The organism is Psychrobacter faecalis (genome assembly GCF_016107575.1).
GTDB classification, from domain to species: domain Bacteria; phylum Pseudomonadota; class Gammaproteobacteria; order Pseudomonadales; family Moraxellaceae; genus Psychrobacter; species Psychrobacter faecalis.
On sequence record NZ_JABAST010000033.1, the window covers coordinates 13,277 to 31,606 of the forward strand.

Here is an 18,330-nt window from a genome sequence, read left to right on the forward strand (position 1 = left end):
AAGACTGAAACAGTCTTAGCTTTTTTCTCTTTATCATTGCGTCACTTTTATTATGACTTTGATAATTATTAAAGGTTCAAGAGGGTGATGTTATATCTGACCAGCGCATCAATTTTACTTCATACTGAGCTAATAACTCTGCAAACTCGTCACTGATTAACCACTTATACTCAATCTCACGAGCCCCTTTGATGTCATCCTGCCAGCTATTACTTCTACTTTCAGGAACAGCAGGATGACACATAATCAGTGTAGGTGATACGTTAGCTGTATGACAGGGTGCAGCTTGCAGCCACTTTTTCCATAACATTGCTAATTGCTGACGATCAGCATCAAAACCATAAACCCCACCAAATTTATCATTGGTTATAATTCGATGATGCTGACAAGATTTTCGCCAAGCATAACCACCTAGTATATAAATGATCCAAGACTTTACGTCATTGATAAGCGGTGTAGTAACGCGTGCGCTCAGCATGCCTTTTGCTATCTTATCACTATAGCGGTTAGTGAGCTCTTTAATCAAACCCTCACGAATAACAGGAAACTGATGAATATGTTGATGTCCGTCAATAAATACAGGCGCACGATTAAAGCGTTCTTCAAATCCATCTAATTGTTGTTTAATAATATCGGTTACTTGCATGGGATTAAAACGACGCAAGTAGCTAGCGATAATGATTGATTTTAATGAACCACGCAGGGCGGAAGCAAATATACCCGTCAAATCTAAATGCAAGCCAATATCGACATTGAGTTGGTTCAGACGATTGATATCGCTATCCGTAATTGTACCGCCAACCATATAGCTGCTGGCACCAATACGTCCAAGTTCAGCAAGATGAATGACGGCATCGTTAACGGCAGTCGACAATCCTAAATCATCAACGTTAATAATCACAGGGCGGGCATGGTTAGATAGCGCAGCAGCTTGCTCTTTATAATGAGGATGGCTCATGATTTAAACGCCCAAAACTTGCCCAAGGCAAAGGTCATAACGGTAATAACGCCCGTGACCAGTAGCCATATCACTATATAATACTGCTCGCCAAACCAACGTAACCCTAAAACAAATAAGCCTTGATTGGCAATAAATCCTGCAGCAGAACTACTAAACCATTTTCCTAAAGCAGGAAGATGCTTTTTTTTATGAATATGATTATTGTTGTGCTGAATGCTCTTATCTGAATACTCTGATTGTTTAAAGGTAAGATAAAAATGCCCGAAAAAGCTGACCATAAAAGCAAGTAAAAAAGCGCCTACGTTTGCCCATGCTGGCGTGGCAGTCGTGAAATTAACAATACTGACCAATACTAAAAAATGCACCAAAGCCGCACTGGCACCAACGGCTAAAAACCAAAGGGCTTGCATAGCATTCGATTGCGTTTCTGCTGTGTTATTCATCAGCTGGTTTGTCCATTGCACTTTTGGCCGTCGCCTGTAGGTAATTATCAGCGTATTGATGAGTAGTATGCGCAGACTTGCTATTGATGACTTCATCGATTAAATACAGTGGTCGCTGCTTAACCTCTTCATAGAGTCTACCGACATATTCGCCAATCACGCCAATACAAACCAGTTGTATACCAGTAGAGAACATAATTCCTGCGGCAACCGTTGCCCAGCCTGCGACATCGCTACCAAATATTAAGGTATCTATCACGATATATAAGCCGTATAAAAAAGCCAATGCAGAGACTGCAAAACCTATGCGGGAAATCAGCCGCAGTGGTCGCTGAGAAAAGGAGGTAATACCTACAAGTGCCAATTCAAACAAGCTGCCATAGTTAAATTTACTTTCACCAGTATCGCGATTGGCAGCGGTAAAGGGCAAATAGACCGTATTAAAGCCAACCCAAGCATACAAGCCTTTCATAAAGCGTTGGCGCTCTGGTAATGAGCGTAAAGCATTTAGCACCTTGAGATTCATCACCCGAAAATCACCGGCATTAGGACGAATCTCGTAGCGCTGACTGTCTTGGATAAAATGATAAAAACTGCCTTTTAAAGTTTTTGCAAGTCGGCTTTCATGCGGGCGATTGGCTTGAATACCCGCGACCATATCAATATCCGATTGCTCAATCATCGTTAGCATTTGTGCTAATACTGCTAAGGGATGCTGTCCATCGGCGTCAATCATAGCAACCATCTCGCCTTGCGCAGCTGCTAGACCAGCACTGAGCGCAGGCTCTTTACCAAAATTACGCGATAAACGTATGAGCTCTAATTCTGTATTTGCTGGACGAGTAGGCATTAACTGTGTGACTACCTCGACTAAGTTATCGCGGCTACCATCATCAACAATAATAATCTCACAGTTTGCTATTCTTGCTGTTGAGCTCTCTAGATTTTGCTTGGCCGATGCTATATCTACTGGCGCGCGTAGTGTCTGCGTAAAGGCGAAGACCTCTGGCAAAAAGGCTTGTAAGGCTTCAGCATCATTATACGCAGGCATAATAATTGACAAATAAGGGCGAGATTGTGACAACTGTTCTAGCATAAACACTCAATTATTTTATTCATATAAATGGCTATTTACCAGCCGCTGATAAGCAAATGCTGATAGGCAAAGTTTTATTTAGAATGCTTAAAGCAGCGACTTGGGACATAAGCCACCCAGTTTATCAATAACGGTTTTTCTATCTTACCGTCACGCCAATCAATCTGCCATTGACCTTGCTGCTTAATTAAGGCATTAGCGTTGTTATGGCTATTCTCTACTTCAGTAGTGGCAATAGCATCAACATCATCAAGCAACGGCAGGACGATATCTTCTTCGCCCTCTTGCCACATGACTAACGTGCCATTTTCTTGTAGGCGCTGGGTGTTCATCCAGGGCGAGTGACTGGCAGGACCGGATATCATTTGTGAGGGAAAGCCGCTATTCATCGCCACTAATGCGCCAAGCCAGCGATCACCTGAAACGCTATCAAGTGTACAGCTACTCAATGATTGCCAAGTAGTCTGTGCTTGAACTGTCAATGCCTGCTCCGGCCACTGCATACGAGAAGGCTTATGACGAATCTTGTCGCCGAAGCCCACATATACTACCATTAGTACGGTAACAAGGGACAACCAAATAGTCAGAGCTTTTCGTAGCTTGATGGCGGTTAATAATTGAGTGGCAGGTGCTATCAAGGAGGCAGCGAGCAACCCTGACAGTGCCCACATTGGCATGCCCCACATATCACGCAAGCCCACCCCAAACACCAAGCTTAAAACAACCAATACCGCGATTGGTGATAACCACATATACCAAAGCAGTCCTGCGTCCTGCGGTAAGCTGTGCTTGTAGTCATCAGTCTTTAATAAACGCTTGCGATTAACAGCAAGCATAATTAGTAGCGGAATATGGGCGACAAGCTGAGCAATGATAAATCCTATCCAGCTAAAATGCCGCTTGATGTTATATGCCCCCGCAGCAACCTCTTGCGAGCGTCCACTGGCATAACTAAGCGGCAACCAATCGTGCGTTGCTAACCAATATAAATGCGGTGCGAAGATAGCCAACATAATAAAAGCCGCTATCCACGGTTTCGGTTGTTTTAATAATGGCCACTGTTTTGGCAGCATTAAATAGAATGCCATTGGTATCAGTAAGAATATCACGGTGTACTTGGTTAGCATGCCAAGTCCACCAATCACACCCAGTAATATCCAATCTCTGAGACGGTTTTGAGTCAAAGATTGATAAAACGCTAAGTACAACCCTGCCCAAATGGGAAACTGAGCGACGTTGTGATTAAACTCAAGGCTAGGGTAAGTGTAGTACAGAACCGCTAAAGTTAACGCGCTACCGATTAGAGCGGTGGTTGGTGACCAAATCTTCTTACCTAACTGATAAATTAGGACTAAGGTCAGTAAGACAGATAATTGGCTGAGTAAATAAGGGCCAACATGACCAAACAATTGATAAAAGCTGTATAATATCCATGACGATAATGGGGGATGTTTATAATAGCCCCATTGCCATTCGCTGCCCCAATTTATACCCTCGCTAACATCGAAGGGTACACTGCTGGCTAGAAAGCTTGGAGTGATAGACCAAACCAAAAAGTAAGCCATTAAAAACAACCCAAACCCGCGCCAAGATTTAGGTTTTTCAGGCTGTTGTTTAGAGAGAATATCCATGCCATTATTTATAGGCTGAGCATAAGAGGACGATTGTTCAGCGGGTGTCATAATACGAGCCTTATAATAATACAACCAACTTAAAGTAAGTCTGGTCTATAAGTTTTTCCGTATTATAGAGACAATTGATAGATAGGCATAGTCGAGCACGATTTTTATCTGTCGTAGTATGAGTTTAGAATTTGTTAATATTAAAAAAGTACGACTATACGATTAATTGAATCAAGCTATAAATCTACCTTATTTTAAATAACTTGACATAATGACGTATTAACTAGATAACCCCAGTTCAGGATAAGGGCTCAAAAAAAGATAAAAAAAGAAGTCCAAAGTTGCTAAAGTAAGTTTACCAAGACCACTTAAGCAAAAAGGACTTCTTACATGGACAACCTAACCGAACTATACTGCCATATTGACGACTTTTATCAGCAATTCAAACCTGAGTTTGAGGCTCACTTAATCGCAACGGGACACCAAAGGTTAAGAGCATGCAAGATAAGTGTATCAGAGATGATGACCATCTTGGTACTGTTTCATCAACTGCGGTATCGACAGTTTAAGTCTTTTTACTAACCCCAGTTCGGGATAAGCCACATTGTAAATAGTATCAATGAGTTACAATGTGGCTTATCCCGAACTGGGGTTAGATAGCTATCTTGTTTAGTTAATACGTCAGTGATTTAGCACTACTATTATATAAAGTTAATGCTTTTTACTTGATAGAGAATTATTACAAACTAAAAACGGTTCGTCACTTAATATATTTATAATATTATACTTGTCTTTTGCTTTTTCAAAGCCTGATATCTGCATAAAACTCTCTGATAAATTGCTTTTAAAACGTTGCCATTCTCTTGAGATAAACTCTCTGATAGGATTATCATATTTTGGTTTTTTACGCCTTTGGTCGAATAGCGTTAGTATCTCTGGCGTAATTTCAGGAAAGTTAGAGAGCAGGAAATCTTTATAGAACACCTGATATTTAGAAGTATATTTATTGTCTGTGAGCCAAGGTTTATTATTGCTAATAAAATGAATAATATAGGGGTCTATTGTGTCTGTAAATTTATAGGTAAGTTTATTTATTTGCCAATTAAAGTCAAATGGTAGTAGTTCAATTTCGTTAAGCAAGACTCTATTAAGTGCAGTTTGATCGTGGCATTGTAAGCTACCAGCATTGTTAATTGCATAGTTGAAGACTCTAGATAGCACTTCAGCTTTCACATAGTTCTTTGTGCTAAAAACTAACACCCCTGAATTCCGATAGATATGATTAGATTCATGATAAGATTTGACATATTTGTCGACTACTTTATCTACTCTCGTTTGTTTTCCGTTAAATGAAGAGCGGAATTTTAACTCCATAATGTCAGAGGCTGCCGCTACGCAAAAACTAGATTTAAAGTTTTCTACATGCTTCAATAAATCAGAGTAAAAAGGCTTTCTAATGTACGTATCTGCATCTAAATATATAATATACTTATAAGTATCTTCAAAAATCTGTGGCAAAAATAGACGATAATAAGCGGCGAGACTGAGTCTACCTACAGGAAGAGAGTCTATACCGCTGATTGCTAGCTCAATGAAGCGAATTTGTTTTTTCTTCAGGCTTTCAGGTACTCTACTAATATCTGGCATACATATGCAGATATCACATGGCAAATCAGGATGTAGGTTTATAAACTGTTCAGTAGCGAATAAAGCATACGGTAGATAGTTATCATCAACACAGAAAGCTACGGTATTAGTATGTTTGGCTTCGCCAATTTGGTTAGAAATCGTTGCAGATACGTTCATAAAATTGAAAACCGTTAATTGTTGTCTTACTTATAGATTTAAATAACTGCCAGTTATGTTAGCTCTCTTTAAATAATAATGATTGTAACGAAAAGAAAAATTTTATTAAATTAAAGGTTTGATAACAAAATAAACCAGAAGTTAATACACGATAAAAAATATTGCTAATATTAAAATAATTGATAAAAATAAAAGTATTAACACTTTGTTTCTTCGCCGTATCTTTTGCCGTTTAAGTTTAGTATGACCTCGGCTGGCCTGATATTGCTCAATATAAATATCACCATCATAGTCTTTATCGAATATTTTTATATAACCGGGATTGAGCGCTTCTACGGTTAAGGTGTCGCCAAGCTTCTCCATAGCGACATCCAAACTGTCTTGATCTACTTGTGTTTGTTTGCCGTCTACTTGTTCGGTTATCCATTGTTCTACTAAAACCATAGTATTGGCAGTATTGCTAAAAAACATAGTACTAGCCAGATAGTCGTGCGACATGCCCGGCAGTCCTTTAGTCTCATAAAAAGCGACATCAGCAGTGATAGTATTAAAATAACCTAAAGGTTTTTTGACCAGTGCATCGGCATCTAAATATAAAATATTTTTATTAGGGAATTTTTTTAGACATTCTAAAATGAAGTGGGGTTTGATACGAGTATTTGCTTCCCAGTAACCCGCATCTTCCACTTCTTTAAAGTAGTAATTGAGGTTAAATTCATCGAGTGATTGCTTTAGATTTAAAGCATGACTGCGGTAACTATCGGTATAAAAACAACATACAATAAAGCTATCCGGCGCATTGATTTTTTCGAAGAATAATGGAGTTGAAGCTGAAGTCATGGAAAGCTCTATAAATTTAAGAATATAACGTGAATGGTGGAGTTTTCTGGCGATATATTAGATAAGTATTTCAAATATATCCAGTAGTATTATTAACAATTCTTAATTTAGATTTTTCTAAACAGTAAAATCGCTTTTCTTCGCCATCCACTCGGTGCTGTCATTTAATACAAACCCTATTCGTAAATGTTTATATATTGATTGAAGCGTGTACCTGACCAAAATTTTCTATCCACTAATTCATTTAAAAAATAGCAATTAATCTAGTGCACTAAATAGACCCTGAGAGACTGGTGAATGATTTATAACAGGTACGTTATTTTCTTTATAAATCTTACCTAGCAGGTTAAAAGACGGCACAATCCGATCAGTAATTGCCTTATCTAATTTACAAGGCGCGCTATCGCCTTTACTCTCATAAAATCGAGGTTGGTTATTATTCAATAAATCAATCCCATATAAGTGAATCGTGCCAGCATGACGTGAATAAGCCAACTGGGCGGCGACGTAAGCTACTGTTCCTGCTTCTATAAACCCATAAGTCATATCTAAAGATAGGCCGATAGGCGCAGGCTGATGCTGCGTATCTATAACAAAGTTAGGTTGATTGGCCAATAATGCTAGCGGTATCTTTTTATTATGTGATAGTGGTTTTGATAGCAGCCTACCAAACCAAGACTGATTTGTCTTTACGCTCCAAGCTCGATCGGCAGGATAGATAATACGCATTGCATTATGGTATTTGCTTATCATGCTGGGGTGTGAGATTGCTAATGCCTCAAACACTGCTAGAGTTGCATACAAAGGCTGGCCTGTGTAGTACTTGTTTAAAATATCTGGTTGATGTTTGACGAAGCGCGCATCACTAATGACATAACCGACGACATTGGTAAAATTGTATTGAGCCATTAGGCTAATACTGCCATTCACAAAAATAGTCGCCGTATCTACTAAGTCCGCAAATGATAAATCTGTAATAGATGGACCAGAAGCAATGATATTGACTGCTTGCTGGTGAAGGTTTTGCTCGGCTTCTCTTGCATCAAAAGCAGAAATACCAACACTCTGATTGTCAATATTAAAAGTGGCGCTAGGAGGTAATTCCATGTTGGGTTCCAGATGTTTCTATGACTTAGTTACACCCAATACTCTTGCAACCAAGGGCTAGGCTTCACATGACGATACCATTTGCCGCCGCCACCTTTGATGGCGTCTGGTGGATTAATCTCACCATGAAAGATAACAATTTTTGCGCCTTCAGGTAACGTCGGTGCACGTACAAAATTCAAAGGAGTAGGCGCCATACACTGATATTTAAAACTGACACACCAGTTTTTATCCCAGTACTCTAAATGGTGATGCTCACGCAGATAGTTAGAAAGATAAGCCTGCTCATGACGAACCTGTGTGCGAATGGTTTCAAAGTTGCGCTCAAAGTTTGCGAGCAAATCAGGATAGGAACCCATACCTATATTAAAGCGATAAACCGAGCTATTGCCAATCATACGCCATGGCTTTTTCCAGTCACGAATAATGACAACGCTGTCTTCATACTCAGCTTCATAAGTGAAAAAAGCATCAATGTTATCGACGATAACAATATCGATGTCTAAAAATAAGGCAACACCTTTTAGATCATATAATTTAGGCTTAAAAGTGGTCAGTTTTTTCCAGCCACGTTCAGGACCAGCTGGTAAATCCATTTCTGGAATGGGGTAACAAGCAACTGCAGGGTCAATGCCAGTACTATCATCGGTTAGGCAAACCATTTGAAAATCTAAGGTCAAATGCCGACTAACCATATTATAAAGACGGTTGACGTATTCAGGACCATATTTATCGCCCCATTTCATACAAATAATATAACGCTGCTCGGCAGTGCTAGGATCGGTTTGTAGTTGCTCGGTCGATGAAAGGCTGGTTACGTCAGTCGCCATAATGTACTCATATTAAAGTCAATGAAAATTTGTTCAGTCATTAGTCAGCCAAAAAATATCCTAATAAATAACCGCTTGCTCATATTAGCATAGCTATCATTGACGATATTTCTAGATGCTTAACTGATTGTACGAATGTTGCTTATTAGAATTAAACTTCAGAATTATTAGACATTTGCTTATTATCATGTAAGGCATGTTTTTGGATATTACCGTTGATAAAATCAGCCAAAGCTTTTTCGTCAGCCCTATAAGGGTTGTCTAATAAAGGGATTTGTTTAAAACGGCGATAACCCCACATATAATGACTGTAATGAGATTCAATCATATGCTGCATGGCAATATTGAGCGCATGAGCAGCGGTTTCAGTATTGCGGTCATAGAGCGCTGGATCGTCTAATTTATAACAATAAATGTCAAAACCCTGCCCGTCGTCACGACGTATGCAGGATAAGCCAACCAAGGCACACTTGGTTTTGCTTGCCAGTTTTGACGCCAATGTGCTGGTTAAAGTTTCAATACCAAAAAAGGGCACAATTACGCCACCTGAAGGTTCAGGAACGTGATCAGGCAATACAATACTAAAACCGCCTTGTTTTAAGGTTTTAAAAACCGCTTTGACACCGCTACCATCGGTCGGAACCAGTGTGGCATTAAGACGCGAGCGACCTTGCAAGACAAAATCGTTAGTCAGCTCGCCTTTAACAGGCTTATACATAATCGTTGGCGCGCCAAACTGATTAAGCCACGCGTTCATCATCTCCCACGTACCCAGATGGGGGACAATCGCCAGCATTCCATTAGGATTGGCAAGCCCTTCTAATAAATACTCTTTATTATGCACGTCACGAATCTGGGCAATGCTCCACTGCGGTGGCATCGCCCAGCTTTTGATAGATTCGATACTGGTTAAACATTGATGATAAATAATGTCTTTGGTTAATGCGCGTTTTTGATGAGCAGATAACGACGGCGCAATCAGCGCCATATTGATACGCACAGTGCGCATGATACTAGCATTTGGTAGGCGTAATATTACCCAGGCAACAAAACGTGCCAGCATCTGCAAAACAGACAGTGGCACGAATTTGAAGAGATGATATGGATTCATGACCATTCGCATGGTGATACATTACATAACGGACAATATAAACAATATCTGCGCATGACTAAACCATTTATTGTGCAGGTTTATTGGTATCAGGCTGGGCCTTTTCACGTACACGGATACCAAGTTCACGTAGCTGTTTGCTATCTACCGGAGCAGGCGCTTGCGTCAATGGGTCTTCAGCAGTTTTGGTTTTAGGGAAGGCGATCACGTCACGGATAGAGCTTGCGCCGACCATCAGCATAATGAGGCGATCCAAACCGAAGGCTAAACCACCATGCGGAGGCGCACCGAATTTTAGAGCATCAAGTAAGAAGCTAAATTTCTCTTCGGCTTCAGCCTCATCGATACCTAGCGCTTCAAATACCGCTTTTTGCATCTCAAGGGTATTGATACGTAAGCTACCGCCGCCGATTTCAGTACCGTTTAACACCATATCATAAGCGATAGAAAGCGCTGATTCAGGTTTGGTTTTCAATTCTTCAACAGAGCCTTTTGGTTTGGTAAACGGATGGTGCATTGATGTCCAGCGCCCATCATCCGTTTCTTCAAACATTGGGAAGTCAGTCACCCAAAGTGGCGCCCATTCGCAGGTCAGCATGTCTAAGTCTAGACCAATTTTTTGACGTAACGCACCGATGGCATCGTTGACGACACTGGCTTTATCAGCACCGAAGAAGATAATATCATTACTCTCGGCACCCGTACGCTCAATCAAGCTCGCTAGGACGTCATCAGTCATATTTTTGATGATAGGCGATTGTAGACCAGATTCTTTATCGACACCGTTGTTGATGTTGCTGGCGTCATTGACTTTAATATAAGCCAAACCACGTGCACCATAAATGCTCACAAACTTAGTATAAGCGTCGATTTGCTTACGGCTTAATGAAGCACCGCCAGGAATTCGAAGGGCAGCAACGCGGCCTTTAGGGTCGTTGGCAGGACCGGCAAAGACTTTAAAATCAACGTCTTTCATTAAATCAGCAACGTCGACCAATTTTAATGGAATACGTAGGTCAGGCTTGTCTGAGGCATAGTCGCGCATGGCTTCAGCATAAGTCATACGCGGAAATTGTTCAAATTCAACATCCAGCATGGTTTTAAATAGATGCTTAATCAAACCTTCGTTGATATTCATGATTTCTTCTTCATTTAAGAAAGAAGTCTCAATATCGACTTGGGTAAATTCAGGCTGACGGTCAGCACGTAAGTCTTCGTCACGGAAACACTTAGCGATTTGATAATAACGATCAAATCCTGACACCATCAATAACTGTTTAAATAGCTGTGGTGACTGCGGTAAAGCAAAAAAGTTACCCGGGCGAGTGCGTGAAGGCACCAGATAATCCCGTGCGCCTTCTGGTGTGGCACGAGTCAAGATAGGCGTTTCAACGTCTAAGAAACCATGGTCATCTAGATAACGACGAATCGTTGAGGTGGCTTTAGCACGGAAAACCATGCGCTCTTGCATTTGCGGACGACGCATATCAAGGTAGCGATATTTTAAACGCAGATCTTCTGATACCGTGGTTTTCTCATCATTTAATGGGAAAGGCGGGGTTTCAGATTTTGCCAATACTTCAATCTCTTTGCCCAATAGCTCAATTTGACCACTGGTCATATTAGCGTTTTCAGTACCTTCGTAACGACGGCGAACGCGACCGGTAATTTTTAGCACATATTCAGGACGTACCGCATCAGCAGTCGCGAATGCTTCTGGCGTATCTGGGTCAACGACGACCTGCAAGATACCCGCGCGGTCACGCATGTCTAAGAAAATCACGCCACCGTGATCGCGACGACGATGTACCCAGCCTACGATGCTAATGGTTTGCTCAAGTAAGCTTTCGGTTACAGCGCCGCAATATTCGTCTCGGTATTCGCTATGCGTCATAGTGCTTTGCGTCATAATATAATTATCCAGTTGTCAGCCCAATTCGAAATACAATAATGCAGCCGCTAGCGTGTAATATAAGCGCCGTGCCTTTGAGCATTTAGCCAAAAAAGCACGAATAACGCGATATAAGACAAATGGTCATCACGTTGGCTGCAGAAAATTTGATGTAAACGCATATTATGCCTAATCTGCCTTTGTTATACAACCTGTGGCGTCCAATCAGTAGTGTTCAAACGAAGGGCAGGGACGTATCAGTAGAGGTGGTATTTATTCAGTAATATTTGTCTTGGGTTAAATATTGTCATTTTGCTTGAAAATGCTAGTCACTGTGCGCATATCAAGCTAACTTATTAAACCGTATTAAAACCACTTCAATTATCTATTAAAATTATTTATTTCAACTATCAAGGAATCCTGCTCATGCTTTTTCATCCTTCTAAAAATCCTGTTGAGCTAAGAGTTATCCATCTCAATAAAAGCCAAGAGCAACGTCGTGAAGATCTGATGGAGGCGACGCAAGGTAAAGCGGCGCTTAAACAACTTAGAAAAACCATGGCGAAAAAAGCCAAGCAAGCATTAAAAGTAAAAAATAAGAGTAAAAACAAAAAGAATAATAGCGATGAGAAGCAGCAAGTTTTTGTGCTTGATTTTGATGGTGATATCAAAGCCACAGCGGTGAAGCATTTACGCGAAGAAATCAGCACACTCATCAGTACCGCTAATAAAGGCGATGAAGTCGTCGTACGCTTAGAGTCGGGCGGCGGTTTGGTTCATGGTTATGGCTTGGCAGCGGCACAATTAGCACGTTTAAAAGACGCCGGTCTAAAGCTTACCGTCTGTGTCGATAAAGTCGCGGCCAGTGGCGGTTATATGATGGCTTGTGTCGCCGACAATATCGTTGCCGCACCCTTTGCGATAATTGGTTCAATCGGTGTGGTCTCGCAATTACCAAACTTCCATAAATGGCTCAAAAATCATGACGTTGATTACGAGATGTTCACCGCAGGCGACTATAAGCGCACCGTGACCGTGTTTGGTGAAAATGACGCCGAAGACCGCGCTAAATATCAAGAAGAGCTGGAGCAGACGCACGAGTTATTCAAGCACTTCGTTAATACCTATCGTCCAACACTGGATGTCGCTAAAGTTGCCACTGGTGAGCATTGGTATGGGGAAGATGCGCTAAAACTTAACTTAATTGATAGCTTGCAAACCTCAGACAGCTACATTTTAGAGCGTATGGAAAATAATGAAGTGTATGCGCTGCATTCACGTCAAAAGCCCACGCTTGCCGAAAAATTGGGTTTATCACAAGCTGCAGAAGCCACACTCAGCATGGCGATTGATAAGCTACCAGATGCATTGGCACGTTTTGATTTAGACTCTCGCTTGAATATCCTAAAATAAGTTTAAATATCATTAGGTTGCTTGATAGTTAGCGTTTTAACATTCCAATACTGAATCGTGCATTGTTTGTATTTTGTAAAAGGCGTGTCCTAGCGGGTCGCGCCTTTTTTGCTGTTTAATCGCAAATGCTGTGTTATAAATGGGGCAGATAAAACAGAGTATACGTACGTACACTATAAAATCTCATTAATCTTTTTATGCAATCTCAACACATAGAATTTTGATGTGAATTTCATAAAAGCCATTAATCATCAGTAAAGAAAAGGATGTCAACTATGTCTACCGACACATTAATGTTTACCGCCAGCGAACATGGTCAAGCCATGCATGCCAAAGTCAAAGAGTTTATCGAAACCCAAATCGAGCCAATAGAAGCACAGTTTTGGGCGGACTGTCATGCGCAAAACCCTGATGGTAATTGGAAAAATTGGCGCTGGCCAGAAAAGTACGAGAGCCTACGTAAACAAGCGCGTGAAGCGGGTTTATGGAATTTATTTTTACCTGATGATAAGCTTGGGGCTGGGCTGTCGGTTACTGATTATGCACCGATTGCCGAGCTCACCGGTCGCAGTTTGCTCGCGCCTTATGTCTTTAATTGTAATGCCCCTGATAGCGGAAATATGGAGCTGTTATGGCGTTATGGTTCACAGGAGCAGCAAGATAAATGGCTAACGCCGATATTAGAAGGTAAAACGCGTTCGGTATTTTGTATGACTGAGCCTGATGTGGCGTCAAGTGATGCAACCAATATGCAAGCGACTGCTGTCGTCGATGGCGATGAGATTGTTATCGATGGTAGCAAGTGGTGGTCATCGGGTCTTGGCGACCCTGCCGTCGATGTTTTGATTGTCATGGCTTATACTCCTGATGAGGATAAAGACCGTCACCATCAGCATTCGATGGTCTTGGTGCCAGCAAACACCGCAGGCGTTAACATCGAACGTATGTTAAAGGTATTTGGTGATTACGATGCGCCGCACGGTCATGGCGAAGTCCGCTTTAATAATGTGCGTGTGCCGTCTGGTAACTTTATCGGTGGACCTGGTATGGGCTTTGAGATTGCGCAAGGTCGCCTAGGACCAGGTCGTATTCACCATTGCATGCGCTGTATTGGTGCTGCCGAAAAGTCTCTTGAGCTCGCGGTTAAGCGCGGTATGCAGCGTACCGCGTTTGGTAAGCCTCTGCTACAATTAGGCGGTAACTTTGAGCGTATCGCTGACGCCCGTATCAAAATTGACCAAGCGCGTTTATTGACACTATACGCGGCGCAAAAAATGGACGCGAAGGGGACCAAAGCGGCATTGACTGAAATCTCTGCCATTAAAGTCGTTGCACCGACTGTCTTGCAAGAAGTGGTTGATATGGCGATTCAAATTCACGGTGGCATGGGTGTTTGTCAAGATACGATGTTGCCTGCTTTCTTTGCACAAGCTCGCGCACTACGTTTAGCCGATGGTCCTGATGAAGTACATAAAACCATGATTGCCAAATTAGAATTAAAACGCCAAGGTTTTAGCCGCTCGTCTAAACCTCCTAAATCTTAAAAAGTCGGCTACATTGTCATTTAAATTATATGACCAAAAATTCACTATCGATGATTTGATAGTGAATTTTTAACTCTTAAGCTTTTATAAACAACAAATAACTGGTAAAAAATAAACGACCACACGATAAGGAATGTCTTATGGCAACTGAACATCATGCCAACCATACTGATGCTGACAATCAAACCGTTAATAAAGTTTTAGATAAAGGCGGCGAAGTGCGCGAGGGCGAAGAGCTTGACGCCAAAGCGGTCAGCGACTGGCTACGCGAGCAAGGCGTTGATATAAAAGGCGAGCCAACGGTGACACAATTCTCAGGTGGCGCTTCAAACTGGACTTACCGGCTGCAATATGAAGGCGAAGGTGACGGCCAAGATTTGATTTTACGCCGTCCGCCAAAAGGCACCAAAGCCAAATCGGCACATGATATGGTGCGCGAATATACCGTGCAAAAAGCTTTAAAAGATGCTTATCCCTATGTACCAAAAATGGTCGCGCTGTGTACTGATGAAGACGTTATTGGCGCAGACTTTTATGTCATGGAGCGAATGGAAGGTATCATTCCGCGGGCTAATTTGCCAAAAGGCGTCGATTTAAACGAAGCGCAAACACGCGAGTTATGTACCAATGTCATCGACGCTTTGATTGAGTTGCATGAAGTCGATTATACCAAGCACCCTGATTTGGTAAATCTTGGTCGCGGCGAAGGTTATTGTGAGCGTCAAGTGACGGGCTGGGATAAGCGTTATGTCAAAGCCAAAACGCCCAATGTGCCAAGCTTTGCTTTGGTAAGACAATGGCTTGGCAAGCACACGCCTGCCGATAGTAAAACTTGTGTTATCCATAATGATTGGCGCTTTGATAATGTGATTTTGGCGGCTGATGATCCGACCAAGGTCATCGGTGTGCTCGATTGGGAAATGGCTACCTTAGGCGACCCTTTGATGGATTTGGGTAGCGCTTTAGCGTATTGGATTGAAGAAGATGACAACATCATCATGCAGCAATCTCGCCGTCAGCCAACGCATTTAAAAGGCATGATGACCCGTGATGAAGTGGTAACCTATTATCTTAAAAAGACGGGCCTTAAGATAGACAACTGGACGTTTTATGAAGTGTTTGGACTATTTCGCCTAGCCGGTATCGTGCAGCAGATTTATTATCGTTATTATAATAAACAAACCAGCAATCCAGCTTTTAAGAACTTTTGGATTATCGTCCATGTCTTACATGCTAAATGTCTCAAGCTGATTGCTCAGTATGAAGGCGAGGCTTTATTTATAAGCCACGTGCAACCGCATCTGCAAGATATAGGCGTCGATGCGGCGATGGTCGAGCAACTACCAAGTCCGATTCAAACGGTTATCAAGGGCATTTTACCAAAAAGCTATTTTGGACAAAGTAATTCTAAAGCTAAAGAATAAACGCTTTAAACGCATAGTAAATGCACAAATTTATAGCCGTTGATTCAATCTAAAAAATTTAAAAAAGTACGATTAATAAGGCAATGTTTTATGACAACCATACTTTTAGCGCGTCATGGTCAAGCGTCATTTGGGCAAGAAGATTACGACCAGCTCTCAGAGCTTGGTAGTATGCAGGCGCAAATGCTGGGTCAGCATTATGCAACGACCCAGCGCCGAATCGATGCGATTTTTAGCGGTAGTTTGGTTAGGCAGCAAGATTCTGCGCGCCATTTTTGGCAAAGTTATCAGTCATCTTTTGGCGAGAGTAACGAAAAACCAAGCGTAACTGCCATCAATCTAGATGAGCCTGATAGCTATGTACTGCCGCAGTTTGATGAGTTTAATCATAAAGATGTACTGATAAAATCTAATCCTGCTTTTGCTAGCCGTGTGGGAATTGCTGCTGAGATTGCTAAAGCAGAGGTGCCAGTCACACGGCTGGCAGAGTTGTTTGACGACGCGATGCAGCGTTGGCATGCGGGCGAAAACGACAGTGATTATATCGAAAGCTGGCTACAGTTTAATGAGCGCGCCAAGCAAGCGCTTGAGCAAGTACGTCAACAAGTTGCCAATTTGCAGTTAGGCGTTGACAGTACGGTTTTGGTGTTTACCTCGGGTGGTATTATCGCTGCGATCACTGCGCAGTTATTACAGCAGGGCAGCTCAACAGCCTATCAAATCAATAAAAGTTTGGTCAACACTGGCGTGACATCGCTGACGCTTAAAAATGAACGGAGTCGCCTGTTGTCTTTGAACGAATACAGTCATTTATTTGCTGAGGGCAAACGCTTTGTGACTTGGCGCTAAAAAACAAAGATCAAAGTCTTAAAGCCAGTTAATTAAAAACATCGTGAAGCGGTTACTGTAACTAGGTAGCCGTTTTTTATGGTTTTAAAATCAATCATTACAGGGTGAAAGTAGTTTGATTCTATGCTGCTTTAGGTTGCTTGCGTGTTTGCTTTAGGCTATAACTGCTAAACTTACTCTGTAGATTTACGTTACGATAGACAGTCGACGTCATTTATATGAATACCAATAGGATGGTTTATGAAAAATAAATTAATAAACTTAGTGACCAGTAGCGCTAACCACCATAAAAATCAGTTATTTAGTGCCATTCAGCCAGCGCGTTATCTGAAAGGTTTAAATAAGCAACAGGTTGGCCGCGGTAAAACGGTTTTAATCACTGGCGCAAGCTCAGGGTTAGGCGAGGGTATGGCAAGACTCTTTGCAAAACTTGGTTATAATCTTGCCATTTGCGCCCGCCGTACTGATCGTTTAGAAAATTTAAAAACCGAGCTATCGGCGCAGTATCCTGATATCCGTATTGAATACCGTGTCTTGGATGTCAGTGATTACGATGCGATATTCGAGGTGTTTGATGGGTTCGCAGCGGATTTTGGTCATATTGATCGCGTGGTGGTCAATGCCGGCGTCGGTGATAGCCGCCGGATTGGCAAAGGGCGCTTTGATACCAATCGCAAAACCGTCGAGATTAACTTCATCTCAGCGCTTGCCCAATGTGAAGCGGCGATGAATATTTTCCGAGCTCAAAATAGCGGTCATCTGGTGGTGATATCTAGTATGTCAGCGATGCGCGGCTTGCCTAAGCATTTGACCGCTTATGGCGCAAGTAAAGCGGGTTTAGCACATCTTGCAGAAGGTATCCGTGCCGATATGCTATTGACCAAATTGCCGATTAAGGTATCGACCATTTATCCAGGTTATGTGCGCACCGAAATCAATGAAAATGCCAAACCTTTACCGTTTGAAGTAGATGCAGAAACAGGCACCAAAGCGATCGTTGCTGCGATTGAGGCAGAAGTAGACGAAGCTTGCGTGCCAAGCCTGCCATGGTCGATTGTCGGTCAAGCGATGAAGCATTTGCCATTACAAGTGGTTAATAGAGTCAGCTGATAGCGGTTGTGTTGTTATTAATTTTAACCCCAGTTCGGGATAAGGGCTCAAAAAAAGAAAAAAAAGAAGTCCAAAGTTGCTAAAGTAAGTTTACCAAGACCACTTAAGCAAAAAGGACTTCTTACATGGACAACCTAACCGAACTATACTGCCATATTGACGACTTTTATCAGCAATTCAAACCTGAGTTTGAGGCTCACTTAATCGCAACGGGCCGTCAACGGCTAATTACTACCATCACATGCTTGGCATGATGAAGCGGGAGTTTCCAAACTTGCCCTGT

The 18,330-nt window shown here is 41.8% G+C and carries 15 protein-coding genes and 2 pseudogenes; 7 read left to right on the forward strand and 10 right to left on the reverse strand.

Annotation, left to right across the window (positions count from 1 at the left end; genetic code table 11):
* Positions 1 to 76: 76 nt before the first annotated feature.
* The 4 genes from JFC07_RS10150 to JFC07_RS10165 form a co-directional block, all read right to left on the reverse strand.
* On the reverse strand, positions 77 to 958 hold the full coding sequence (locus JFC07_RS10150) for a ChbG/HpnK family deacetylase (RefSeq protein WP_068408727.1): 882 nt from the start codon (positions 956 to 958) through the stop codon (positions 77 to 79).
* Complete coding sequence (locus JFC07_RS10155; RefSeq protein ID WP_068408729.1) at positions 955 to 1,404, reverse strand: GtrA family protein; 450 nt, start codon at positions 1,402 to 1,404, stop codon at positions 955 to 957. The genes JFC07_RS10150 and JFC07_RS10155 overlap by 4 nt, the downstream gene beginning before the upstream one ends.
* Positions 1,397 to 2,500 carry a glycosyltransferase family 2 protein gene (locus tag JFC07_RS10160; RefSeq protein ID WP_068408731.1) on the reverse strand — a complete coding sequence of 368 codons (1,104 nt, stop codon included), beginning with the start codon at positions 2,498 to 2,500 and terminating at the stop codon, positions 1,397 to 1,399. The genes JFC07_RS10155 and JFC07_RS10160 overlap by 8 nt, the downstream gene beginning before the upstream one ends.
* A gap of 74 nt (positions 2,501 to 2,574) precedes the next feature.
* Entirely contained in the window at positions 2,575 to 4,182 is a 1,608-nt protein-coding gene (locus tag JFC07_RS10165; RefSeq protein WP_198328980.1) for a glycosyltransferase family 39 protein, read from the reverse strand.
* A 330-nt stretch (positions 4,183 to 4,512) separates the two neighbouring features.
* Between JFC07_RS10165 and JFC07_RS10170 the strand changes: the two are divergent.
* A pseudogene (locus JFC07_RS10170) lies at positions 4,513 to 4,701 on the forward strand (IS982 family transposase); the annotation flags it as partial.
* 132 nt (positions 4,702 to 4,833) lie between these two features.
* On the opposite strand, the gene JFC07_RS10175 reads toward JFC07_RS10170, so the two are convergent.
* From JFC07_RS10175 to aspS, 6 genes are all read right to left on the reverse strand, one after another.
* Complete coding sequence (locus JFC07_RS10175; protein ID WP_191692474.1) at positions 4,834 to 5,928, reverse strand: glycosyltransferase family 8 protein; 1,095 nt, start codon at positions 5,926 to 5,928, stop codon at positions 4,834 to 4,836.
* 141 nt (positions 5,929 to 6,069) lie between these two features.
* Positions 6,070 to 6,768, reverse strand: coding sequence for a hypothetical protein (locus tag JFC07_RS10180; RefSeq protein WP_191692475.1), 699 nt, complete (start codon positions 6,766 to 6,768; stop codon positions 6,070 to 6,072).
* A 258-nt stretch (positions 6,769 to 7,026) separates the two neighbouring features.
* Positions 7,027 to 7,875 (reverse strand): WaaZ-like lipopolysaccharide core biosynthesis protein, encoded by an 849-nt coding sequence (locus JFC07_RS10185; protein WP_198328981.1) that lies wholly within the window; start codon positions 7,873 to 7,875, stop codon positions 7,027 to 7,029.
* A 29-nt stretch (positions 7,876 to 7,904) separates the two neighbouring features.
* Positions 7,905 to 8,705 (reverse strand): glycosyltransferase, encoded by an 801-nt coding sequence (locus tag JFC07_RS10190; RefSeq protein ID WP_198328982.1) that lies wholly within the window; start codon positions 8,703 to 8,705, stop codon positions 7,905 to 7,907.
* A 151-nt stretch (positions 8,706 to 8,856) separates the two neighbouring features.
* Positions 8,857 to 9,816 (reverse strand): lysophospholipid acyltransferase family protein, encoded by a 960-nt coding sequence (locus JFC07_RS10195; RefSeq protein ID WP_198328983.1) that lies wholly within the window; start codon positions 9,814 to 9,816, stop codon positions 8,857 to 8,859.
* A 67-nt stretch (positions 9,817 to 9,883) separates the two neighbouring features.
* Positions 9,884 to 11,710 (reverse strand): aspartate--tRNA ligase, encoded by a 1,827-nt coding sequence (gene aspS / locus JFC07_RS10200; protein ID WP_068408773.1) that lies wholly within the window; start codon positions 11,708 to 11,710, stop codon positions 9,884 to 9,886.
* A gap of 423 nt (positions 11,711 to 12,133) precedes the next feature.
* Here aspS and sohB point away from each other — a divergent pair, with 423 nt between their 5' ends.
* The 6 genes and pseudogenes from sohB to JFC07_RS10230 form a co-directional block, all read left to right on the forward strand.
* Complete coding sequence (gene sohB, locus JFC07_RS10205; protein WP_198328984.1) at positions 12,134 to 13,120, forward strand: protease SohB; 987 nt, start codon at positions 12,134 to 12,136, stop codon at positions 13,118 to 13,120.
* A 293-nt stretch (positions 13,121 to 13,413) separates the two neighbouring features.
* Complete coding sequence (locus tag JFC07_RS10210; protein WP_068408775.1) at positions 13,414 to 14,664, forward strand: acyl-CoA dehydrogenase family protein; 1,251 nt, start codon at positions 13,414 to 13,416, stop codon at positions 14,662 to 14,664.
* A gap of 140 nt (positions 14,665 to 14,804) precedes the next feature.
* Positions 14,805 to 16,088 carry a phosphotransferase family protein gene (locus JFC07_RS10215; RefSeq protein ID WP_068408749.1) on the forward strand — a complete coding sequence of 428 codons (1,284 nt, stop codon included), beginning with the start codon at positions 14,805 to 14,807 and terminating at the stop codon, positions 16,086 to 16,088.
* A 90-nt stretch (positions 16,089 to 16,178) separates the two neighbouring features.
* Entirely contained in the window at positions 16,179 to 16,937 is a 759-nt protein-coding gene (locus JFC07_RS10220; RefSeq protein WP_068408751.1) for a histidine phosphatase family protein, read from the forward strand.
* A gap of 240 nt (positions 16,938 to 17,177) precedes the next feature.
* Positions 17,178 to 18,047 carry an SDR family oxidoreductase gene (locus tag JFC07_RS10225; protein ID WP_068408752.1) on the forward strand — a complete coding sequence of 290 codons (870 nt, stop codon included), beginning with the start codon at positions 17,178 to 17,180 and terminating at the stop codon, positions 18,045 to 18,047.
* Between the two features lie 125 nt (positions 18,048 to 18,172).
* Positions 18,173 to 18,330: pseudogene (locus tag JFC07_RS10230) on the forward strand (IS982 family transposase); the annotation flags it as partial.